This is a genomic window from Winogradskyella sp. A3E31 (assembly GCF_046720935.1).
In the GTDB taxonomy this organism is placed as follows: Bacteria; Bacteroidota; Bacteroidia; order Flavobacteriales; family Flavobacteriaceae; genus Winogradskyella.
This window is the reverse complement of record NZ_JBHNWH010000001.1, coordinates 335065-353532: the sequence shown is the minus strand read 5'-3', so window position 1 is coordinate 353532 and position 18468 is coordinate 335065. Positions and strand designations below refer to the sequence as shown.

Below are 18468 nucleotides of genomic sequence, written 5' to 3'. Positions count from 1 at the left end.
GAAGAATCCGAAGCAAACAAACTGTTTCGGATTTTTTATTTCAAAAAATTTAAGAATACATCAATCTGAACAGTTTTAAGAGCAGTACATAACGCGCTGCATTTAAAACAGTAATAAACTATTGAATGAAAATATCATGGAAAATAATTTACATAACATCCACTTGTTTAGAGCTATTGAAGCCTACCCATGGGAATTAGAAAAAGCGGTTGAAGCCTTAAATTATGCTTTGTCTTACGACCCGGAAAATGTAAAGGCTTTGCATTTAATGGCTAAAGTACACTATGAGCAATTGGGTGATAATGAAACCGCAAAACTCTATTTTGAAAAAGCTTTAGCTAGCAACTTTGAAACGCCAGATATATACCCAGATTATATAAGATTGTTGATTAACAACGAGGATTTTAATGAAGCCCAAAAGTTAATTGACTTCGCTAAAACTATAAAAGGTGTTGGTAAGGCTGGTATTGCTTTGGCACAAGGACAACTATACGAAAGCATCGCTAAGTATGAAGATGCTGAAAAGGTTCTTAAAGAAGCAAAACAATTAGCATTGAACGATGATTTTATCAGTTTTGTTGACACTGTTTTATCTCGAGTAAAAAAGAAGAGAAAGGTTCAGGCAAACGAAAATAGAATCATAGAAAATCAGGCTAAAAAAGAAGCTGAAGCAGAAACTAAAAATAGTTGGTTTCAGAATAGGCTGAATAATTTATTGTAATTAAAAGAAAGGAGAATAAACAAATCGGCAAGCTACGGTTTGCCGATTTAATGGGAATGCGTCAACGTAGGAGAGTTGAGCCAGTCTGTAAAACTGGAGCATAAGCTTAATAGGTTCGAATCCTATGATTCCCACAAATAGTATCGTAGCTCAATGGCTAGAGTGCTCGGTTGTCTCCCGAGAAGTTGCGAGTTCGAATCTCGTCGGTACTGCAAAATGGAGAGTAGGCAGATATTGGTTTGTTGCGCTTACCTGCTAAGTAAGTTTACCTTTTTGGTAAAGAAGGTTCAATTCCTTTGCTCTCCGCTTAATGCTCTATTAGCATAGTGGTTTAGTGCATCCGACTTTCTATCGGAAGACAAGGGTTCGATTCCCTTATAGAGTACAAATTGAGGTATAGCTTAATTGTTAAAGCACCGAGCTTTTAACTCGGGTGATTTAGGTTCAACTCCTAATACCTCAACAAACTGCAGGAATGGCGAAACGGCAAACGCACTCGACTTAGAATCGAGAAACTGGGAGTTCGAATCTCTCTTCCTGTACAATGCTCCACTAGCCCAATTGGAAGAGGCAAAGGACTTAAAATCCTTAAAGTCCAAGTTCGAATCTTGGGTGGAGTACAAATAAGCTTATGGTGTAACGGATAGCATTCAAGGCTACGGACTTTGAGGTATGGGTTCAAATCCTATTAGGCTTACAATAATAACCTGTGGTGTAATGGTAACACTCAAGATTTTGATTCTTGTATTATAGGTTCGAATCCTATCAGGTTATCTAGTGTCTATAGTGTAGGCTCACAAGAGAGGTGCATCCTCTGGGGTCAAGTTAGTCCCCTGATAGACACTTAAACCGGAACAGTAGCAAAGTTGGTCAATGCACCAGATTGAAGATCTGGCGATATAGGTTCGAATCCTGTCTGTTCCACAATTATAATATCAAGCTAGTCTTGTTGGGTGTTTCGGTATAGCACTATTGTATTATTCGATGCAGAAATGTATTTCGTTTTATGTTCAACTAGACTTGAAGGTTTGACTGTTAACCAAAAAATAGTCTTGACTCTATAGGTCGTGGGTTCGATTCCCACTCTCAGTATGTCTGAGGTAGTTCAGTCGGTTAGAACAATAGGTTTATATGTATCGGTTCGAGTCCGATCAAGATGTTCAGAATCTTGTAACTCAATTGGTAGAGTGCTACACTGTTAATGTAGAAATGGGTTTAGAAAACCCTCCAAAGCTTATCATCTTGTAAAACTGATAGCCAAGCAGTCCGTCACACTGCTCAATAAAAATGACGAAATAGTAGATTGTAGATTGGCTTAGATTCCTGCCTTCGCAGGAATGACAAAAGGGAGCAATCTTAGAAGTACTTTGAATTGCTGATTTCTAATCTCAAAAGTGATTACTGCTTTGATTAAAAGTTAAAGAACAAAACAGAACTGTTTTCTTTTTCGACTTGCTTTCATCGCACTGATTATGGCTGAAATTACTATGAGTAATTCCGTATGGAAAAGATGATTTACAATCTGCTATTTTATTAAAAAAACGAATTGAAATAATAATAAACTTCAAGTAGGTCTGAACTCGTCAGATCTATTTCGAAGGTGGTAATCCGTCCGTTACAAGAATTGCCAAACCGCCTTAATTGGCAAACACTAATGTTTAATTTTAAAAACAAAAACAATGTTACGAGTAAGAATTAATGCAGGAAAAGTAGGTTTAGTATTCAAAAGAGGTGATTACGTTAAGGTAATTACCCAAGGAGTAGACTGGTTATGGCTAAATCAACGTGTAAAAACGTTTGATTTAAGCACTATTTTCATAGCACCAGTAGCATTAGAGATCTTGTTGAAAGATGAGGTTTTAGCTAACATGCTAGATGTTGTTGAGGTAAAGGACGGTGAAATTGTTTTGCTTTACGAAAAAGGAAACTTTAAATCTGTTCTAACTTCTGGTCGTTATGTGTACTGGAAAGGTCTAATTGAACGTGAGTACGTCCGTGTAGATTTGAGCAAAATTTACATTACAGAAAAACTTGACAAATCACTATTTAGCAAATTAGAGATCAGTAAATACATCAGAACTTTTGAAGTTGCTACGTACGAAAAAGCGGTGCTTTTAGTAGATGATGTATATACAAAAACTCTAGAAGGAGGTACATACCGTTTCTGGAGAAATGACACGTCTATTAAAATTGCTAAAGCTGATTTGCGTCAGCTACAATTAGAAATTGCAGGACAAGAATTGTTAACTAAAGATAAGGCAGCAATCCGTATTAACTTTTACACACAGTATAAAGTTACAGACGTTGAAAAAGCGCTTTTAGATAATAAGGATTACGAAAAGCAATTGTACATTACTATGCAATTGGTATTGCGTGCTTATGTTGGTGCTTACACTTTAGATGAACTGTTAGAGCGTAAAGAGAATATTGCGGAAGCTGTATTTGAAGACGTAAAGACAAGTGCAACTAAGTTAGGTGTAACCGTATTGAACTGCGGTATTAGAGATGTGATTTTAACAGGTGAAATGAAGGACATCATGAACCAGGTTTTAGTCGCTCAAAAGAAAGCACAAGCTAATGTAATTACCAGACGTGAAGAAACAGCTTCTACACGTAGCTTGCTAAATACGGCAAAGTTGATGGAGGAGAATGACATGCTGTACAAGCTAAAAGAGATGGAGTATGTTGAAAAAATCGCTGATAAAATCGGTGAGATCACCGTTTCCGGTAATGGAAATATGGTAACACAATTAAAGGAGATTTTCTCTGGAAAATAAGTGGATGATAAAATTGCGCTAGGACTTATTCTGGCGCAATTTTCTATTGTTGAATGTTTTCAAAAATAAATTTCACCGCTGATTGCAACTTAAGAACCACTAACTCCTTAAACCTAGGGTTTTTAGAATGCTAAAGCCATTATTGGTAATCAAAGTCGGTATTAGTCTTTAATAAAAGGAAGTATTCAGATTGTCATTCCTGCGTAGGCAGGAATCTAGATTATTAGACTTATAGATCTTTAGATAAAATTAGATTGAACCTCATCAGAAATGGTGAGGTTTTTTGTTTGAAATACATATGACAACAGTCTAGATTAGCATTATTTAGAATAATGTTTCTCTCTATAATCACCATAAATAAAGGCGATTTGCTTCAGTTTTATTTTCTCATTGCAAACCATGTCACAGCAAACAATAAGTGGCTAATATACTTTAGCTTAAAAATTATGTAAAATGGAAACTTATTTAATTCTTAGCACAATATTTACTTTTTTAATAGGAATATGTCAAGCTTTAAGTTTGGGTAAACTTATACGATTACGGCAACATAAAAAATTACACCCTGAAGCAACGCTAAAAGATATCGAAAGTTTTGAAAAAAACACTAAAAGTAATTACAGTTTCAATTGGAAAAAGAAAAAGAAGAAATAGATTTATTTTGTGGAACAGGTGGTTTGATCATAGCTCTAAAAGTTCACCAATCTTCTTCCGTAACACAGGCACCACCAATTCCTCAAACCAAGGGTTTTTAGCACGCCAAAATCGATTGGTTGGTGATGGATGCGGAATTGGGAAAAACTGAGGTAAATAGCTTTTATACTCTCCAACCGTTTCCGTCAAATTCCGTTTCATCTTATCTTTTAAATAATAGGTCTGTGAATAAGCACCTATTAAAATAATGAGTTCTACATTTTTCATTTTAGTAAGCAACTTTTCGTGCCATTCTGGAGCACATTCTGGGCGTGGAGGTAAGTCTCCTGTTTTTGCTTTTCCTGGATAACAGAATCCCATAGGAATAATGGCAAAGTTTTCAGTATTGTAAAATTGCTCAATTGTAACTCCCAACCACTCCGTGAGTTTCTTACCACTTTGGTCGTCCCAAGGAATTCCAGATTCGTGCACCTTTGTTCCTGGTGCTTGACCAATGATGACGATTTTAGAGTTTGGATGTGCTGTAACTACTGGTCTTGGCCCTAAAGGCAAATGGGCTTTGCAGATGGTGCACTGTTTTATCTCTTTAAGAAATTGCTTCATTACTTTTTCCCTTCAACCACTACCACGAGCTCTCCTTTAGGTGGTTTATCGGTGTAATATCCTAACACTTCTTTTGCTGTGCCTCTTACTGTTTCCTCATAGAGTTTGGTCAATTCTCTAGATACTGAGACCTGTCGGTCTTCTCCAAAATACTCGCAAAATTGACCTAGTGTCTTTATCAGCTTATGCGGGCTTTCGTAAAAAATCATCGTTCGGGATTCTTCTGCAAGAAATAACAGCCTGGTTTGTCGTCCTTTTTTAACAGGTAAAAAGCCTTCAAAGACAAATTTGTCATTCGGTAGCCCTGAGTTGACCAGTGCAGGCACAAATGCTGTTGCTCCGGGTAAACACTCCACGTCTATATCATTTTCTACACAAGCTCTAGTCAATAAAAATCCAGGGTCAGAAATGGCGGGTGTCCCAGCGTCACTAATCAAGGCAATGTTCATTCCAGATTTTAGTTTAGACACTAGATTTTCAACCGTTTTATGCTCATTGTGCATGTGGTGGCTTTGCATTGGGGTTGAAATGTCGTAATGTTTCAAGAGTTTTCCTGAGTTGCGTGTGTCTTCTGCCAATATTAAATCCACCTCTTGCAACACTTCAACCGCCCTAAAAGTCATGTCCTTAAGATTGCCAATAGGTGTAGGAACGAGAAATAATTTACTCATTAAATAGTAATCTCTTAAGTGAATTTAGCCTAGCTGATTTTCTACAATTTGCAAAAAACGCTCTTCGTACTCTTCTTTACCTTCCCAGTTGTTATAATCAGGCTTTACCATTTCGAGCAAAAATTTATGGGCTTCTTTTACTGAGTTTTGAGTGTTAATTTGCCCTACTACACGATGGTAGTCTTCGCTCTTTCCATCAAAAAGATGCTTTATAAAAGCCAATTTATCGTTTAGTCCTATATGTAATCCCTTGCCTTTTAATTTATCGTTTAAGGATCTAGATTTTTTTTCAGCCTCTCTTTTTTGGGCTTCTTCAATGGGTTCAAACTCCGGTATGTCGGCAAAGTTTTCTAAGGTAATTTCTTTAGATTTTTCGTCCGCTACAGCTAAATCGACTAAGCGATCCACGGCTTGTGATTCTTGGGGCATTTGTGCCACCATATCCTTAATCTTTTCCATCACGGGCTCCATAATGTCATCGTCTTCAACCTCATCTAGGTTGACATACGTTTTATTACCTACTTCGATATTGTCACTGACCTTATTGTTAAAAGCCGTGTCCAACATATCAAAAAACGAAGAGTCATTGCCAATTGTTGGCATGTTATCTTCAAAGTTTTCGTGCGCAAATTTTAAGACGGTTAATTTTTCGTATAATTTTCCTACTTCATCATGCATTCTGTCCACATCTTCCTTACCCTTCAGCTTTAGAATCCTGTGTGCAATACTGACTAATTCTGATTCTAATTTCTTTTTCATTTTATGTATTGATCTATTGTTGATTCCATACCTTGAAATTAATACTTCAAGGTTTCGTTTATTTTACTTTTGATTTTAATAAATTTGCTTCACCTTTATCAAAACGAAGAAGGCTACCCTTTTAGTGTTAAAATTACGAAATGTTTCTCGAAAATACGGTAAATCATAAAGAACAATTTGGATGGATTGAAGTGATCTGTGGTTCTATGTTTTCTGGAAAAACAGAGGAATTGATCCGAAGATTGAAACGTGCCAAGTTTGCTAGACAAAAAGTAGAAATCTTTAAGCCCACGGTCGATGTAAGGTATGAAGAAGATAAAGTCGTCTCCCATGATGCCAATGAAATTCGTTCAACTCCTGTGCCTGCAGCAGCAAATATTCCAATGTTAGCGGACGGTTGTGATGTTGTTGGTATCGATGAGGCTCAATTTTTTGATGATGAAATTGTCCGTGTGTGCAATGATCTTGCCAACAAAGGTGTACGCGTCATTGTTGCTGGGTTGGATATGGATTTTAAGGGCAATCCTTTTGGCCCGATGCCCAACCTCATGGCCACTGCCGAATATGTGACCAAAGTGCATGCAATTTGTACAAAAACAGGAAACTTAGCACAATACAGTTATAGAAAAGCCAAAAGTGACGATCTAGTCCTTCTTGGTGAGGTGGACGAATATGAGCCTTTAAGCAGAGCAGCATTTTATAAAAGTATGTTGCGTGATAAGGTGCGAAACATGAAAGTGAATGATGCTGAAGAGTTAACTTCAAACGAAAAAAAACGCAATGCCTAAAGCGCAAGAAACTGTTCTCCAAATTGACCTTAATGCACTAACGCATAATTTCAACTATTTAAAATCAAAATTAAAGCCCAGCACTAAATTTTTAGCTGTGGTTAAGGCATTCGCTTACGGTAGTGACTCTGTTGAAGTTGCTAAGCACCTTCAAGGTTTAGAAGTAGATTATTTTGCTGTAGCCTACAGTAGTGAAGGAGTCGTTTTACGTGATGCAGGAATTACCAAGCCTATTCTAGTATTGCACCCTCAGCCTGCTAACTTTTCAACTATTATTGACCGTTGCTTAGAACCTAGCTTATACAATGCTAAAGTCTTAAATGCGTTCATAGAGATTGCTGAAAAGCATCAACAAAGCAACTATCCCGTTCATATTAAATTTAATACAGGGCTCAATCGTCTTGGGTTTTGGGAAAATGATGTCGATTATATAGTGTCAAAATTAAAGGCAACCGAAGCAGTCCTTGCTAAGTCTATATTCTCGCATTTAGCGGCCAGTGAAGATGAAAAAGAGTTAGAATTCACTAAAACCCAAATAGAAGGTTTTAAAAAAACAGCTGAAGAATTTGAAACTAAGATAGGCTATAGTCCCTGGCTGCATTTATGTAACACTTCTGGTGTCTTAAATTTTCCTGAAGCACATTTTGATATGGTTCGGTGTGGTATAGGATTATACGGCTTTGGAAATTCGTCTAAAGAGGATAAAAATCTAAAACCGATAGCTAGTTTAAAATCAGTTATATCCCAGATTCATCGTATTGAAAAGGGGGAAAGTGTTGGTTATAATAGAGCTTACATCGCAAATGACTTTGAAAAAACTGCTACAATTCCCATTGGGCATGCCGATGGTATAGGAAGGCAGTACGGTAAAGAAAAAGCAAGTGTTTATGTTAATGGAAAGCCCGCACCAATCATTGGAAATGTCTGTATGGATATGCTTATGATTAATATTACAGACATTGATTGCAACGAGGGAGATGAAGTCGTGATTTTTGACCAAGATCATAATGCAAATGACTTTTCTAAATCTGCTAACACCATTTCTTACGAAATTTTAACTGCTATTTCTCAACGGGTTAAACGGCAAATTTTAAAGTGAATTTAATTTCTGTTAAAATTTTTAACTAAATTAGAGCCTTAATCACTAACTAATAAACAATATTATGCTTAAAGAATTCAAAGAATTTGCAATGAAAGGCAACCTTGTCGACATTGCGGTTGGTTTTGTAATGGGTGCTGCTTTTAAACAAGTAGTAACATCTTTCACTGGGGGAATTGTTTCTCCATTAATTGGTTTGGTATTTAATGCTGACTTTAAAGATTTAAAATATATTATAGAAGAAGGTACAGCTAACGACGCTGGTGAAATGGTCGGAGAAGTGGCTATCCTTTGGGGAGACTTCTTAACTAACGTTATAGACTTTATCATTGTGGCCTTTGTAATGTTTATGGTTGTAAAAGCTGTGAACAGAATGAAGAAAAAAGAGGAGCCAGCGCCAGAGGAGCCAGCAGGACCTTCGGAAATTGATTTATTGACAGAAATAAGGGATTCCCTTAAAAAATAAAAACGTTTAGCTTACCGCTATACTACTTATATTAACCAAACCCTGACTTATAATGTCAGGGTTTTTCTTTTATGTATAATAAAATTGCACATTTCGTAATTATTGGCTTTAATTTTTATCTATTTATTGGCATAACGTTTTCTTGAAAATCTATAATTTTGACGTCTTAATTAAAATAATATGAAAATAGCAGTTGTTGGTGCCACAGGTTTAGTTGGTGGCGTAATGTTAAAGGTTTTGGAAGAGCGTAACTTTCCATTAGATGAATTACTAGTTGTGGCTTCGGAACGTTCTGTAGGCAAAAAAATGGAATTCAAGGGGCAACCTATTGAGGTTATTAGTATCCCTGATGCTATTAAACAAAAACCAGATATTGCACTGTTTTCTGCTGGTGGAAGCACGTCTTTGGAGTGGGCTCCAAAATTTGCAGAAGTAGGCACAACGGTTATCGACAATTCTTCAGCTTGGAGAATGGACCATTCCAAAAAACTTGTCGTGCCAGAAATTAACGCGTCTTCACTAACAAAAGACGATAAAATAATTGCTAACCCAAATTGCTCCACCATTCAAATGGTGATGGCATTGGCACCACTTCACACAAAATATGATATAAAAAGAATCGTGGTTTCAACATATCAGTCTGTCTCTGGAACCGGAGTAAAGGCTGTTGAACAATTAGAAAATGAAATCTCTGGGGTAAAAGGTGAAATGGCCTATCCGTATCCTATCCATAAAAATGCAATTCCGCATTGTGATGTGTTTGAAGAAAACGGATATACAAAAGAAGAAATGAAATTGGTTAGGGAAACTCAAAAGATCCTTAATGATAAAACTATCGCTGTTACAGCTACTGCTGTTAGAATACCAACTGCAGGGGGCCATAGTGAGTCCGTAAACGTTGAGTTTGAAAATGATTTTGACCTAAATGACGTTCGAAAATTATTGAGTGAAACTGATGGCGTGACCGTACAAGACAATCTAGACGTTAACAACTACCCAATGCCAATCTATGCCAATGGCAAGGATGATGTTTTTGTAGGTAGAATTAGAAGAGATGGCTCTCAACCCAATACATTAAACCTATGGGTTGTTAGTGATAACTTAAGGAAAGGGGCGGCCACAAATACAGTTCAAATTGCAGAATATCTTGTTAAGAATAACCTGGTTTAGTCAATTCCTTTAAAAAATTCTTAAAAAGCACTCAATAAAACATTCTTGGGTGCTTTTTTAGTTAATTTTAGTGGATTAAACCAAAACAAAATGAAACATACACTTACGGCACTAGTTGTGCTATTAACACTTATGTCTTGTAAAAACGAAAATAAAGAAGACACTAACGTCATTGCTGTGAATTATCCAGAAACAAAAATGGTAGATACTACTACTAACTATTTTGGTACAGAGGTCAAAGACCCCTACCGATGGTTAGAAGATGACCGAAGTACAGAAACCGAAGAATGGGTAAAGTCCCAGAATGTGGTTACAGGAGATTACCTTTCAAATATTCCGTATCGTGAAGAATTAAAAGAACGTTTATCTAAACTATGGAATTACGAAAAAGTTGGTGCTCCATTCGTTGAAGGGGATTACACCTACTTCTACAAAAATGATGGTTTGCAGAACCAATATGTTATCTATCGTTACAAATCCAACGAAGACCCAAGTACTGCTGAGGTCTTTTTAGACCCTAATACGTTTAAGGAAGACGGTACTATTTCATTAGGCGGTGCTAGTTTCTCAAAAAACGGAAAGTTATTAGCATATGCTATTTCAGAAGGCGGTAGTGACTGGAGAAAAGTTCTAGTGATGGATGCCGAATCCCGAGAAATCATTGAGGACACACTGATTGATATTAAGTTTAGTGGTATGTCTTGGTACAAAAATGAAGGGTTTTACTATTCAAGTTACGACAAGCCGAAAGGAAGTGAGTTATCTGCTAAAACAGACCAACACAAGGTCTATTACCATAAATTAGGCACTAAGCAGTCTGAAGACCAACTCATTTATGGGGGCACTCCAGAACAAAAACATCGATATATCTACGGTGGTGTAACGGAAGACGATCGTTATTTAATTATATCGCCAAGAGTTTCAACGTCCGGAAATAAACTCATGATTAAAGATTTAACGAAGCCGAATTCAGAATTTACCACCATTTTAGATCATACGGATAGCGATTCAAACATCATAGAAAATGTAGGTTCTAAGCTCTACATTATGACGAACTTGGACGCCCCTAACCAGAAAATTGTTACGGTTGATGCGTCTAATCCCACTCCAGAAAATTGGGTAGATTTTATCCCAGAAACTGAAAACGTATTAAGCCCTTCAACTGGTGGTGGCTACTTTTTTGCTGAGTATATGGTGGATGCCGTGTCCAAAGTCTTACAATATGATTATAATGGCAACTTGGTAAGAGAAGTTGAGTTGCCTGGTGTCGGTTCTGCCGGTGGTTTTGGCGCTAAGAAAGAGGAAGACCATCTCTATTATTCATTTACCAATTATGTAACCCCTGGTAACATTTATAAGTACGATATTGAAGCAGGTACCTCAGAGTTATATCGTAAGCCAGATATTGATTTTAATCCAGAAAATTACGAAAGCAAGCAAGTCTTCTACACTTCTAAGGATGGTACAAAAGTGCCAATGATTATTACCCATAAAAAGGGAATTGAGCTTAATGGAAAGAATCCTACTATTCTTTATGGCTATGGTGGCTTTAATATCAGTTTAACCCCTTCATTTAGTATCGCCAATGCCGTTTGGATGGAGCAAGACGGCATCTATGCCGTACCAAACCTAAGAGGTGGTGGTGAATACGGGAAAGCCTGGCACGATGCAGGGACCAAAATGCAAAAACAAAACGTCTTTGATGATTTTATAGCCGCTGCGGAATATCTAATTGCCGAAAACTATACATCATCAGATTTTCTAGCTATTAGAGGTGGCTCTAACGGCGGATTGCTGGTTGGAGCAACAATGACGCAACGCCCTGAATTAATGAAAGTCGCTTTGCCGGCTGTAGGTGTTTTAGACATGTTGCGTTATCACACCTTTACCGCTGGTGCTGGTTGGGCTTATGACTACGGAACTGCAGAAGACAGCAAGGATATGTTTGAGTACCTTAAAGGCTATTCGCCTGTCCACAACGTTAGTGAAGGGGTTGAATATCCTGCAACTTTGGTAACTACAGGAGATCACGATGATCGTGTGGTACCTGCTCATAGTTTTAAGTTTGCTGCTGAATTGCAGAGTAAACAATCAGGGAGCAACCCAACCTTGATCCGTATTGAAACAGATGCTGGTCATGGAGCTGGTACGCCAGTAACCAAAACTATTGAGCAGTATGCCGATATTTTTGGTTTCACTTTATATAATATGGGCTATGAAGTATTACCAAGTAAAACCAATGAAAAGGTAAAAGGGTAATAAGGCTTTAAATCTTTTAAAAAGTCGTTCTATAAGGAGCGGCTTTTTTTATGGTATTTTTACACTATGCTACAGGTTAAACATCTCTCATTTGGATATTCAAAAAAAAGCGTACTAAAAGACATTAACTTTACAGCTGAAGTTGGGGAAAATATTGCCATCATTGGTGAAAGTGGTTCTGGAAAAAGTACACTACTAAAACTTATTTATGGCGAATTTGATCTAAAAGAGGGTAAAATTCTATGGAAAGACACTCAGATTTTAGGCCCAGCACATAATCTTGTGGTTGGTTATGACTTTATGAAATACGTCACCCAAGAGTTTGACCTTATGCCTTTTACTACGGTTGAAGAAAATGTTGGCAAACATCTCTCACGGTTTTATCCAGAGGAACGTCAGGATAGAGTGACTGAACTAATTAGGGTTGTGGAACTCGACGCTTTTTCTAAAACGAAGGTGAAAAATCTAAGTGGCGGACAAAAGCAACGTGTGGCTTTGGCGCGTGCTCTTGCCAATGAGCCAGAAATACTTTTACTCGACGAACCATTTAGCCATATTGATAATTTTAAAAAACAATCCTTACGACGTAATGTCTTTAATTATTTAAAAGCGAATTCTATCACATGTATTGTTGCTTCACACGACAGAAATGACGTTCTGGGTTTTGCGGACACTATGATAGTGCTTCATGAAAACAAGATTGAAGCTAAAGGCTCTCCATTGCAATTATATAAAAATCCTGAAACTCCCTTTATAGCTTCGTTCTTTGGCGAGTTCAATATAATTGATGGGGAGATTTGCTATTCGCACCAACTCAAAATTGTCGAAAATTCAAAATTAAAAGCCGTTGTAAAGCAATCCTATTTTAATGGTCGTAACTGGTTGATTGAAGCCGAATACAACTCTCAATATGTTTTTATTGAACATGTAAAAAAGCTAAAAAAAGGATCTGACGTCTATTTTCAAAAACATTGAATTTACTTTTCGTTCTTCGTAATGTGCTTCTTTTTAATGGACTGAAACGATGTCAAAAGTGTTGTCTTTAAAGGTAATCGTATCCTCTTCCGTTTTCGATAGAATTAATTTTGCGATTGGAGTCGAAGATGAGATTGCATAATACAATTCATCTTCATAATAAATTTCACCTATACTGATAGAGATAAAGTAATTGAAGTTTGTGGTTTTAACAACGCTTCCTAATGCTATTTTCTGATGCTCGTGTTTGGGACTTATTTTATTAAGTACCTGTTGTTGTTTTTGAATCTCTGCAAGTTGCTGCCCAAGCTTTTCTCGCTCTAGTTGAAGCATTGCCCGACCAGTTTCGTGTTTGTCACCAGCAGAACTCTTAGTTTCGGATTGAAGTCCGGCTTCGAGATCAGAGATATTAAGTTGTAACACCCTTATCTTGGTGTCTAAAAACTCTTGACACTGCTTACAAAGTGCTTCTTTAATCTTGATCATAAAAGCTCAGCTAGTTCTTTTCCAACCAAACTTCCTATGGCAACTCCCATGCCTCCTAATCTTACACCACAATAGACATTATCGCCCATCTGTTTAACGATTGTGCTTTTTTGATGTCCCACTCCCATAATGCCAGACCATCGGTAATCGATTTCAACATCCGTTTGAGGAAGAATTGTATCTTGTAGTAGTTCTTCAAGTTTATTTTGAATCAGTTGAGTTTGCCCAAAATCAGTCGTCTCCTCAGTTTTAAAATCTAGGTTTCGTCCACCTCCCAAAAGAATGCGATTGTCTATATTTCTGAAATAGTAATAGCCTTGATCTAAATGAAATGTGCCTTTTATCTGTAAGTTTTTAATTGGCTTAGTAATTAATACTTGAGCCCTTGCTGGTTGCACCTCTTCTTCAATTAAGGTTGAAGCAAATCCGTTGGTGGCGATTAAAAGTTTTGATGTCGTAAACTCAAAGTGATTGGTATTTACCTTAACAAAGTTCTGGTTTTCTGTAAAGCTTTCAACACACGTATTGTTTAATATTTTAACTCCTAATGCTTGAACTTTATGTAATAAGGCCTCCATCATTCTGCCAGTATCTATCTGCCCTTCAAATTGATTGAAATTTAGTTTAGATCTTACTTTCTTAAAGTGAAAAGTATTTGCTTTCCATGAAAAAACCTTAGCATTAAATATGGGGTAAAGTAGCTTATTAATATCTTCTTGTTGAGAGATGCATTTTTCATATAGTTCCTCATCAGAGTTTAAAAACAATTCATAACCACCAAAATTTTGATAGGCAATCGATTTATCTCCTAAGTTTATTCGTAATAATTGAAGTCCGTTGATGCGTTTTTCAATCAAATCCAGTACTTCTTCTTCAGAATGATTTTTTAAGTCAGAAATAATTTCGCTTAAGCTTCCAAAGCATGCAAAGCCAGCATTTTTGGTACTTGCTCCTTGTGGCAAGACACCTTTTTCTAAAATTAGAATATTGGCTTTTGGAAATTTTTGTTTTAACTGCAATGCACAATTAAGGCCAACAATTCCACTGCCTACAATAGTGAAATCAACATTTGATAACCATGATTTTATTTCCCAATAGGATAAGTTCATACAAAAAAGACCGTCATTAAGACGGCCTTATTTAAATTATTCTTCTCTTGGCTTTTCCATTTCAAAGTCTTCCATAAACTTTGTGGTATAATTACCCGCCACATAATCTGGATGATCCATTAATTGTCTATGAAATGGAATCGTGGTTTTTATACCTTCTATAACAAACTCATCTAAAGCCCTTTTCATCTTACTAATGGCCTCCTCTCTTGTTTGTGCTGTTGTAATCAGCTTAGCAATCATGGAGTCATAATTTGGTGGAATGCTGTAGCCTGCATAAACGTGAGTGTCTAAACGAACTCCGTGTCCACCAGGTGCGTGCAAAGTCGTAATTCTTCCTGGTGAAGGTCTAAACCCATTGTGTGGGTCTTCGGCATTAATTCTACATTCTATAGAGTGTAAGTTTGGTGTATAGTTTTTACCAGAAATTGGCACGCCTGCAGCTACTAATATTTGTTCTCTAATTAGGTCAAAATCAATAACCTGCTCAGTTATGGGATGCTCTACCTGAATACGTGTATTCATCTCCATAAAGTAGAAATTGCGATTCTTATCAACCAAAAACTCTACAGTTCCGGCTCCTTCATACTTAATATATTCAGCGGCTTTTACTGCTGCCTTACCCATTTTGTCGCGCAGTTTAGCAGTCATAAAAGGGGAAGGGACTTCCTCAGTTAATTTTTGATGACGTCTTTGTACTGAACAATCTCGCTCTGATAAGTGACATGCTTTTCCTTTTGAATCACCAACAATTTGAATTTCAATATGTCGAGGTTCTTCAATCAACTTTTCCATGTACATATCGTCATTTCCAAAAGCTGCTTTAGATTCTTGCCTTGCAGAATCCCATGCCGCTTTTAAATCTTCTGGTTTCCATACAGCTCGCATTCCTTTTCCACCTCCACCAGCTGTTGCTTTTAACATTACAGGATATCCTGTTTGCTTAGCAATCTTTTGGCAGGCTTCAAAATTTTCAATTATCCCATCACTACCTGGTACACATGGTACACCAGCAGCTTTCATAGTCGCTTTAGCTGTTGCCTTGTCTCCCATTTTGGCAATCATTTCTTCAGAAGCTCCGATAAACTTAATACCATGTTCCTCGCATATCTTTGAAAACTTGGCATTCTCAGAAAGGAAGCCATAACCGGGATGAATTGCGTCTGCATTTGTGATTTCTGCAGCAGCAATAATGTTGGCTATTTTAAGATAGGACTCGTTACTAGGCGGTGGGCCAATACAAACAGCTTCGTCTGCAAACTTAACGTGCAAACTATCTGCGTCAGCCGTAGAGTATACAGCCACCGTCTTAATGTCCATCTCCTTACAGGTTCTAATTACACGTAGTGCAATTTCACCTCTATTGGCTATTAATATTTTTTTAAACATAACTTTAGTTTTAAAAATTCAACTTCCAAGTACCAAATTCCAAGGATTGGGTTTGGGATTTGTGAATTGGAATTTTCAAGTGTTATGATGGGTCAACCAAAAAGAGCGGTTGATCAAATTCTACTGGTGATGAGTCGTCTACTAAAACTTTAACGATTTTTCCTGATACTTCAGATTCAATTTCGTTAAATAGTTTCATCGCTTCAATAACACATAACACATCGCCCTCTTTTATCTCAGTCCCCACCTCTACAAAAACGGGTTTGTCTGGAGAGGGTTTACGGTAAAACGTTCCTATAATAGGCGATTTAATAGTAATGTATTTTGAATTGTCATCAGTCGCTTCAGCAGGAGCTACTGGAGAAGGAGCTGCAGCTGGTGGTGGTGATGCTGGTGCAGGAGGAGCTTGTTGCTGCACTGGTTGTTGTGCCATAGGAACCTGATGTATAATTGTTGGCTCGCTATCTGATCCTGTTTTAATGGTAATTTTAACATCATCCATCTCCAACTTAACTTCACTTGCACCAGACTTGGCTACAAACTTTATTAAGTTTTGAATTTCTTTAATATCCATATTTATCAGCTTTTTGTTAGTTAGATTAATTTAAGAATTATAAGCCCATTTAAAAAATATTGAGCCCCAAGTAAAGCCACCACCAAAGGCAGCAAAAATGAGGTTGTCTCCTTTTTTTAACTGGGATTCGTAATCGTTGAGCAAAAGTGGTAAGGTTGCAGAAGTTGTATTACCGTACTTTTGAATATTCATCATTACCTTATCTTCATTAAGGTTGATTCTGTTTGCCGTAGCGTCTATAATGCGTTTATTGGCCTGGTGTGCCACTAACCATTGAATATCTTCATTGGTTAAGTTGTTTCTTGCCATAATACGTTCTGCAACATCTGCCATATTGAAAACTGCATTTTTAAACACCGTTTTTCCATCCTGAAAGACGTAATGTTTTCCTTCTTTAAATGTGTTTTCATTTATTGGGTATGAAGATCCTCCATAAGTAGCTTGTAAAAACTCCCGTCCCTCTCCATTACTTCTCAATAGCTCGTCTTGCAGACCTAAGCCTTCTTCGTTAGGCTCAAATAAAACAGCACCTGCGCCATCGCCAAAGATGATGCATGTTGCTCTGTCTTCATAATTAATGAATGAGGAATTTTTATCCGCACCAATCAGTAATACATTCTTATATTTTCCTGATTCTATATATGCTGAAGCTGTTGACATTCCGAATAAAAAGCTAGAACACGCTGCTTCCAGGTCATAGGAAAACGCATTTACTGCTCCGATTTGTGTGGCTGTATAAGCTGAAGTCGATGCAGCTTTCATGTCTGGTGTTGCTGTAGCAACTATAACCAGTTCTATATCTTTTGGATCAATTCCTCTTTTCTTAATGAGGTCTTCTGCTGCTTTGATTGCTAAAAAAGAGGTGCCTTTGCCTTCTTCTTTTAAAATACGCCGCTCCTTAATTCCTGTTCTTGTAGTAATCCATTCGTCATTCGTTTCTACCATGGTTTCTAAAACCTTATTTGTTAGAACGAACTCAGGAACATAAGCTCCGACAGCCGTAATAGCCGCTGTGATTTTACTCATTATTAGCTTTTAGATTAATTAAAAATATCGAAAAACGGTCAAAATCAAATAGTTTCGTCCATTTTTGTACAATTTTTGGCAAATAATTATGCAAATTACGTAGAAATTGGCCGATTTGAGAAATTTATATAAAAAAAACGCTCATTGCTGAGCGTTTTATTATATGCGCGCATAGTACTTATGCTGCGTTTTCTTCAGATGAATTGTCAATTAAAACCTGACCTCTGTAGTATAATTTACCTTCGTGCCAGTGTGCTCTATGGTATAAATGTGGCTCACCAGTTGTTGGGCAAGTCGCTATTTGAGGAACAGAAGCTTTATAATGAGTTCTTCTCTTGTCTCTTCTTGTTTTTGATATTTTACGCTTTGGATGTGCCATTTTAAATGTTATTTATCCGTTAATAGTTTTTTTAAAGTATCCCAACGTGGGTCTGTTTCTTCTTTTTTATCTTTTTTGTCCAGTGTTGGACTCAATTCTTCTAGTTTATCTAATATCTCCGATTTTAGAGTACCATCCTCTATTCCTGGATGTACTTTTTTAGCAGGAACTGCCAAAACCAACAATTCATAAATGTACTGAGCAATGTTTATTTCGTACTCCCCATGAGGAATTATTAAAATATCTTCATTCTCATTGTTGTATTCGTCACCAAACTTAACCACCAATGAAAAAGTATCTTGAATTTCTTGGTCATACGGTTCGTTTGTGAGATCACAATTAACATTTACAGTGCCTTCAGCCTTAAAAAAGAGCTCTAAAAAAGTTGTTTTCTTTTCAAGAATAACATCTACCTTAATATCAGCTGAATTAAAATCTTCATATTCAAAATCTAAAAAGAACGTATTATCAATCTGATAATCAAAAATATGTTTTCCTAACTTGAGCCCTACAAATTGAATTGTATACGCTTTCATTGTTTTCATTACCACACACATTTTGAGCGT

18 protein-coding genes and 8 tRNA genes are annotated in these 18468 nt (G+C 36.9%); 16 read left to right on the top strand and 10 right to left on the bottom strand.

Annotated elements, in window-relative coordinates:
* Nucleotides 1-136 precede the first annotated feature (136 nt).
* The 10 genes from ACFEMA_RS01680 to ACFEMA_RS01635 all read left to right on the top strand — a co-directional run bounded on the left by ACFEMA_RS01680 (nucleotide 137) and on the right by ACFEMA_RS01635 (nucleotide 3498).
* On the top strand, nucleotides 137-721 hold the full coding sequence (locus ACFEMA_RS01680; RefSeq protein WP_411766222.1) for a tetratricopeptide repeat protein: 585 nt from the start codon (nucleotides 137-139) through the stop codon (nucleotides 719-721).
* Nucleotides 722-860: 139 nt separating this feature from the next.
* Nucleotides 861-933, top strand: a tRNA-Asp gene (locus ACFEMA_RS01675).
* Between the two features lie 100 nt (nucleotides 934-1033).
* Nucleotides 1034-1106: transfer RNA gene (locus ACFEMA_RS01670), tRNA-Glu, on the top strand.
* Nucleotides 1107-1111: 5 nt separating this feature from the next.
* Nucleotides 1112-1184 (top strand) — tRNA-Lys (locus ACFEMA_RS01665).
* Nucleotides 1185-1190: 6 nt separating this feature from the next.
* Nucleotides 1191-1263 (top strand) — tRNA-Leu (locus tag ACFEMA_RS01660).
* Nucleotides 1264-1267: 4 nt separating this feature from the next.
* Nucleotides 1268-1341, top strand: a tRNA-Leu gene (locus ACFEMA_RS01655).
* A 5-nt stretch (nucleotides 1342-1346) separates the two neighbouring features.
* Nucleotides 1347-1418, top strand: a tRNA-Arg gene (locus ACFEMA_RS01650).
* 6 nt (nucleotides 1419-1424) lie between these two features.
* Nucleotides 1425-1495 (top strand) — tRNA-Gln (locus ACFEMA_RS01645).
* A 77-nt stretch (nucleotides 1496-1572) separates the two neighbouring features.
* Nucleotides 1573-1645 (top strand) — tRNA-Phe (locus ACFEMA_RS01640).
* Nucleotides 1646-2400: 755 nt separating this feature from the next.
* Nucleotides 2401-3498: a slipin family protein gene (locus ACFEMA_RS01635; RefSeq protein WP_411766221.1), complete on the top strand. Its 1098-nt coding sequence runs from the start codon at nucleotides 2401-2403 to the stop codon at nucleotides 3496-3498.
* A 678-nt stretch (nucleotides 3499-4176) separates the two neighbouring features.
* On the opposite strand, the gene ACFEMA_RS01630 is transcribed toward ACFEMA_RS01635, so the two are convergent.
* The 3 genes from ACFEMA_RS01630 to ACFEMA_RS01620 are packed head-to-tail and all read right to left on the bottom strand — an operon-like array spanning nucleotide 4177 to nucleotide 6182.
* A complete protein-coding gene (locus tag ACFEMA_RS01630) occupies nucleotides 4177-4752 on the bottom strand; it encodes a uracil-DNA glycosylase family protein (protein ID WP_411766220.1) in 576 nt (191 codons plus the stop codon).
* Nucleotides 4752-5423 (bottom strand): 16S rRNA (cytidine(1402)-2'-O)-methyltransferase, encoded by a 672-nt coding sequence (gene rsmI / locus ACFEMA_RS01625; RefSeq protein WP_411766219.1) that lies wholly within the window; start codon nucleotides 5421-5423, stop codon nucleotides 4752-4754. Before rsmI ends, ACFEMA_RS01630 begins: the two co-directional genes overlap by 1 nt.
* 24 nt (nucleotides 5424-5447) lie before the next feature.
* Nucleotides 5448-6182: a hypothetical protein gene (locus tag ACFEMA_RS01620; RefSeq protein ID WP_411766218.1), complete on the bottom strand. Its 735-nt coding sequence runs from the start codon at nucleotides 6180-6182 to the stop codon at nucleotides 5448-5450.
* A gap of 140 nt (nucleotides 6183-6322) precedes the next feature.
* Here ACFEMA_RS01620 and ACFEMA_RS01615 point away from each other — a divergent pair, with 140 nt between their 5' ends.
* The 6 genes from ACFEMA_RS01615 (at nucleotide 6323) to ACFEMA_RS01590 (ending at nucleotide 12939) form a co-directional block, all read left to right on the top strand.
* Nucleotides 6323-6970, top strand: a complete 648-nt coding sequence (locus tag ACFEMA_RS01615) for a thymidine kinase (RefSeq protein WP_411766217.1) — start codon at nucleotides 6323-6325, stop codon at nucleotides 6968-6970.
* Nucleotides 6963-8069 (top strand): alanine racemase, encoded by a 1107-nt coding sequence (gene alr / locus ACFEMA_RS01610; RefSeq protein WP_411766216.1) that lies wholly within the window; start codon nucleotides 6963-6965, stop codon nucleotides 8067-8069. The genes ACFEMA_RS01615 and alr overlap by 8 nt, the downstream gene beginning before the upstream one ends.
* A 64-nt stretch (nucleotides 8070-8133) precedes the next feature.
* Nucleotides 8134-8535: a large conductance mechanosensitive channel protein MscL gene (gene mscL, locus ACFEMA_RS01605; RefSeq protein ID WP_411766215.1), complete on the top strand. Its 402-nt coding sequence runs from the start codon at nucleotides 8134-8136 to the stop codon at nucleotides 8533-8535.
* Between the two features lie 180 nt (nucleotides 8536-8715).
* Entirely contained in the window at nucleotides 8716-9705 is a 990-nt protein-coding gene (locus ACFEMA_RS01600) for an aspartate-semialdehyde dehydrogenase (protein WP_411766214.1), read from the top strand.
* A gap of 132 nt (nucleotides 9706-9837) precedes the next feature.
* Nucleotides 9838-11964 carry a prolyl oligopeptidase family serine peptidase gene (locus ACFEMA_RS01595; RefSeq protein ID WP_411766416.1) on the top strand — a complete coding sequence of 709 codons (2127 nt, stop codon included), beginning with the start codon at nucleotides 9838-9840 and terminating at the stop codon, nucleotides 11962-11964.
* A gap of 66 nt (nucleotides 11965-12030) precedes the next feature.
* Entirely contained in the window at nucleotides 12031-12939 is a 909-nt protein-coding gene (locus ACFEMA_RS01590) for an ABC transporter ATP-binding protein (protein ID WP_411766213.1), read from the top strand.
* A 33-nt stretch (nucleotides 12940-12972) separates the two neighbouring features.
* Here the strand turns inward: ACFEMA_RS01590 and ACFEMA_RS01585 are convergent, their stop codons facing one another.
* From ACFEMA_RS01585 to ACFEMA_RS01555, 7 genes are all read right to left on the bottom strand, one after another.
* Nucleotides 12973-13425, bottom strand: coding sequence for a 3-oxoacyl-ACP synthase (locus tag ACFEMA_RS01585; protein ID WP_411766212.1), 453 nt, complete (start codon nucleotides 13423-13425; stop codon nucleotides 12973-12975).
* Nucleotides 13422-14534, bottom strand: a complete 1113-nt coding sequence (locus ACFEMA_RS01580) for an NAD(P)/FAD-dependent oxidoreductase (RefSeq protein WP_411766211.1) — start codon at nucleotides 14532-14534, stop codon at nucleotides 13422-13424. Before ACFEMA_RS01580 ends, ACFEMA_RS01585 begins: the two co-directional genes overlap by 4 nt.
* A 36-nt stretch (nucleotides 14535-14570) precedes the next feature.
* Nucleotides 14571-15923: an acetyl-CoA carboxylase biotin carboxylase subunit gene (gene accC / locus ACFEMA_RS01575; protein ID WP_411766210.1), complete on the bottom strand. Its 1353-nt coding sequence runs from the start codon at nucleotides 15921-15923 to the stop codon at nucleotides 14571-14573.
* A gap of 82 nt (nucleotides 15924-16005) precedes the next feature.
* Nucleotides 16006-16497, bottom strand: a complete 492-nt coding sequence (gene accB / locus ACFEMA_RS01570) for an acetyl-CoA carboxylase biotin carboxyl carrier protein (protein WP_411766209.1) — start codon at nucleotides 16495-16497, stop codon at nucleotides 16006-16008.
* A 30-nt stretch (nucleotides 16498-16527) separates the two neighbouring features.
* Complete coding sequence (locus tag ACFEMA_RS01565; protein ID WP_411766208.1) at nucleotides 16528-17523, bottom strand: beta-ketoacyl-ACP synthase III; 996 nt, start codon at nucleotides 17521-17523, stop codon at nucleotides 16528-16530.
* A gap of 178 nt (nucleotides 17524-17701) precedes the next feature.
* On the bottom strand, nucleotides 17702-17902 hold the full coding sequence (rpmF, locus tag ACFEMA_RS01560) for a 50S ribosomal protein L32 (RefSeq protein ID WP_411766207.1): 201 nt from the start codon (nucleotides 17900-17902) through the stop codon (nucleotides 17702-17704).
* 8 nt (nucleotides 17903-17910) lie between these two features.
* Entirely contained in the window at nucleotides 17911-18447 is a 537-nt protein-coding gene (locus tag ACFEMA_RS01555; RefSeq protein WP_411766206.1) for a YceD family protein, read from the bottom strand.
* Between the last annotated feature and the right edge of the window lie 21 nt (nucleotides 18448-18468).

Excerpts from the sequence above, each read along its gene's own strand:
- ACFEMA_RS01680 (WP_411766222.1), top strand. The coding sequence starts at position 137 with ATGGAAAATAATTTACATAACATCCACTTGTTTAGAGCTATTGAAGCC.
- ACFEMA_RS01615 (WP_411766217.1), top strand. The coding sequence starts at position 6,323 with ATGTTTCTCGAAAATACGGTAAATCATAAAGAACAATTTGGATGGATT.
- ACFEMA_RS01595 (WP_411766416.1), top strand. The coding sequence starts at position 9,838 with ATGTCTTGTAAAAACGAAAATAAAGAAGACACTAACGTCATTGCTGTG.
- ACFEMA_RS01600 (WP_411766214.1), top strand. The coding sequence starts at position 8,716 with ATGAAAATAGCAGTTGTTGGTGCCACAGGTTTAGTTGGTGGCGTAATG.
- accC (WP_411766210.1), bottom strand. The coding sequence starts at position 15,923 with ATGTTTAAAAAAATATTAATAGCCAATAGAGGTGAAATTGCACTACGT.
- rsmI (WP_411766219.1), bottom strand. The coding sequence starts at position 5,423 with ATGAGTAAATTATTTCTCGTTCCTACACCTATTGGCAATCTTAAGGAC.
- ACFEMA_RS01580 (WP_411766211.1), bottom strand. The coding sequence starts at position 14,534 with ATGAACTTATCCTATTGGGAAATAAAATCATGGTTATCAAATGTTGAT.
- accB (WP_411766209.1), bottom strand. The coding sequence starts at position 16,497 with ATGGATATTAAAGAAATTCAAAACTTAATAAAGTTTGTAGCCAAGTCT.
- rpmF (WP_411766207.1), bottom strand. The coding sequence starts at position 17,902 with ATGGCACATCCAAAGCGTAAAATATCAAAAACAAGAAGAGACAAGAGA.
- ACFEMA_RS01590 (WP_411766213.1), top strand. The coding sequence starts at position 12,031 with ATGCTACAGGTTAAACATCTCTCATTTGGATATTCAAAAAAAAGCGTA.
- ACFEMA_RS01620 (WP_411766218.1), bottom strand. The coding sequence starts at position 6,182 with ATGAAAAAGAAATTAGAATCAGAATTAGTCAGTATTGCACACAGGATT.
- mscL (WP_411766215.1), top strand. The coding sequence starts at position 8,134 with ATGCTTAAAGAATTCAAAGAATTTGCAATGAAAGGCAACCTTGTCGAC.
- ACFEMA_RS01635 (WP_411766221.1), top strand. The coding sequence starts at position 2,401 with ATGTTACGAGTAAGAATTAATGCAGGAAAAGTAGGTTTAGTATTCAAA.
- ACFEMA_RS01565 (WP_411766208.1), bottom strand. The coding sequence starts at position 17,523 with ATGAGTAAAATCACAGCGGCTATTACGGCTGTCGGAGCTTATGTTCCT.
- alr (WP_411766216.1), top strand. The coding sequence starts at position 6,963 with ATGCCTAAAGCGCAAGAAACTGTTCTCCAAATTGACCTTAATGCACTA.
- ACFEMA_RS01585 (WP_411766212.1), bottom strand. The coding sequence starts at position 13,425 with ATGATCAAGATTAAAGAAGCACTTTGTAAGCAGTGTCAAGAGTTTTTA.
- ACFEMA_RS01630 (WP_411766220.1), bottom strand. The coding sequence starts at position 4,752 with ATGAAGCAATTTCTTAAAGAGATAAAACAGTGCACCATCTGCAAAGCC.
- ACFEMA_RS01555 (WP_411766206.1), bottom strand. The coding sequence starts at position 18,447 with ATGAAAACAATGAAAGCGTATACAATTCAATTTGTAGGGCTCAAGTTA.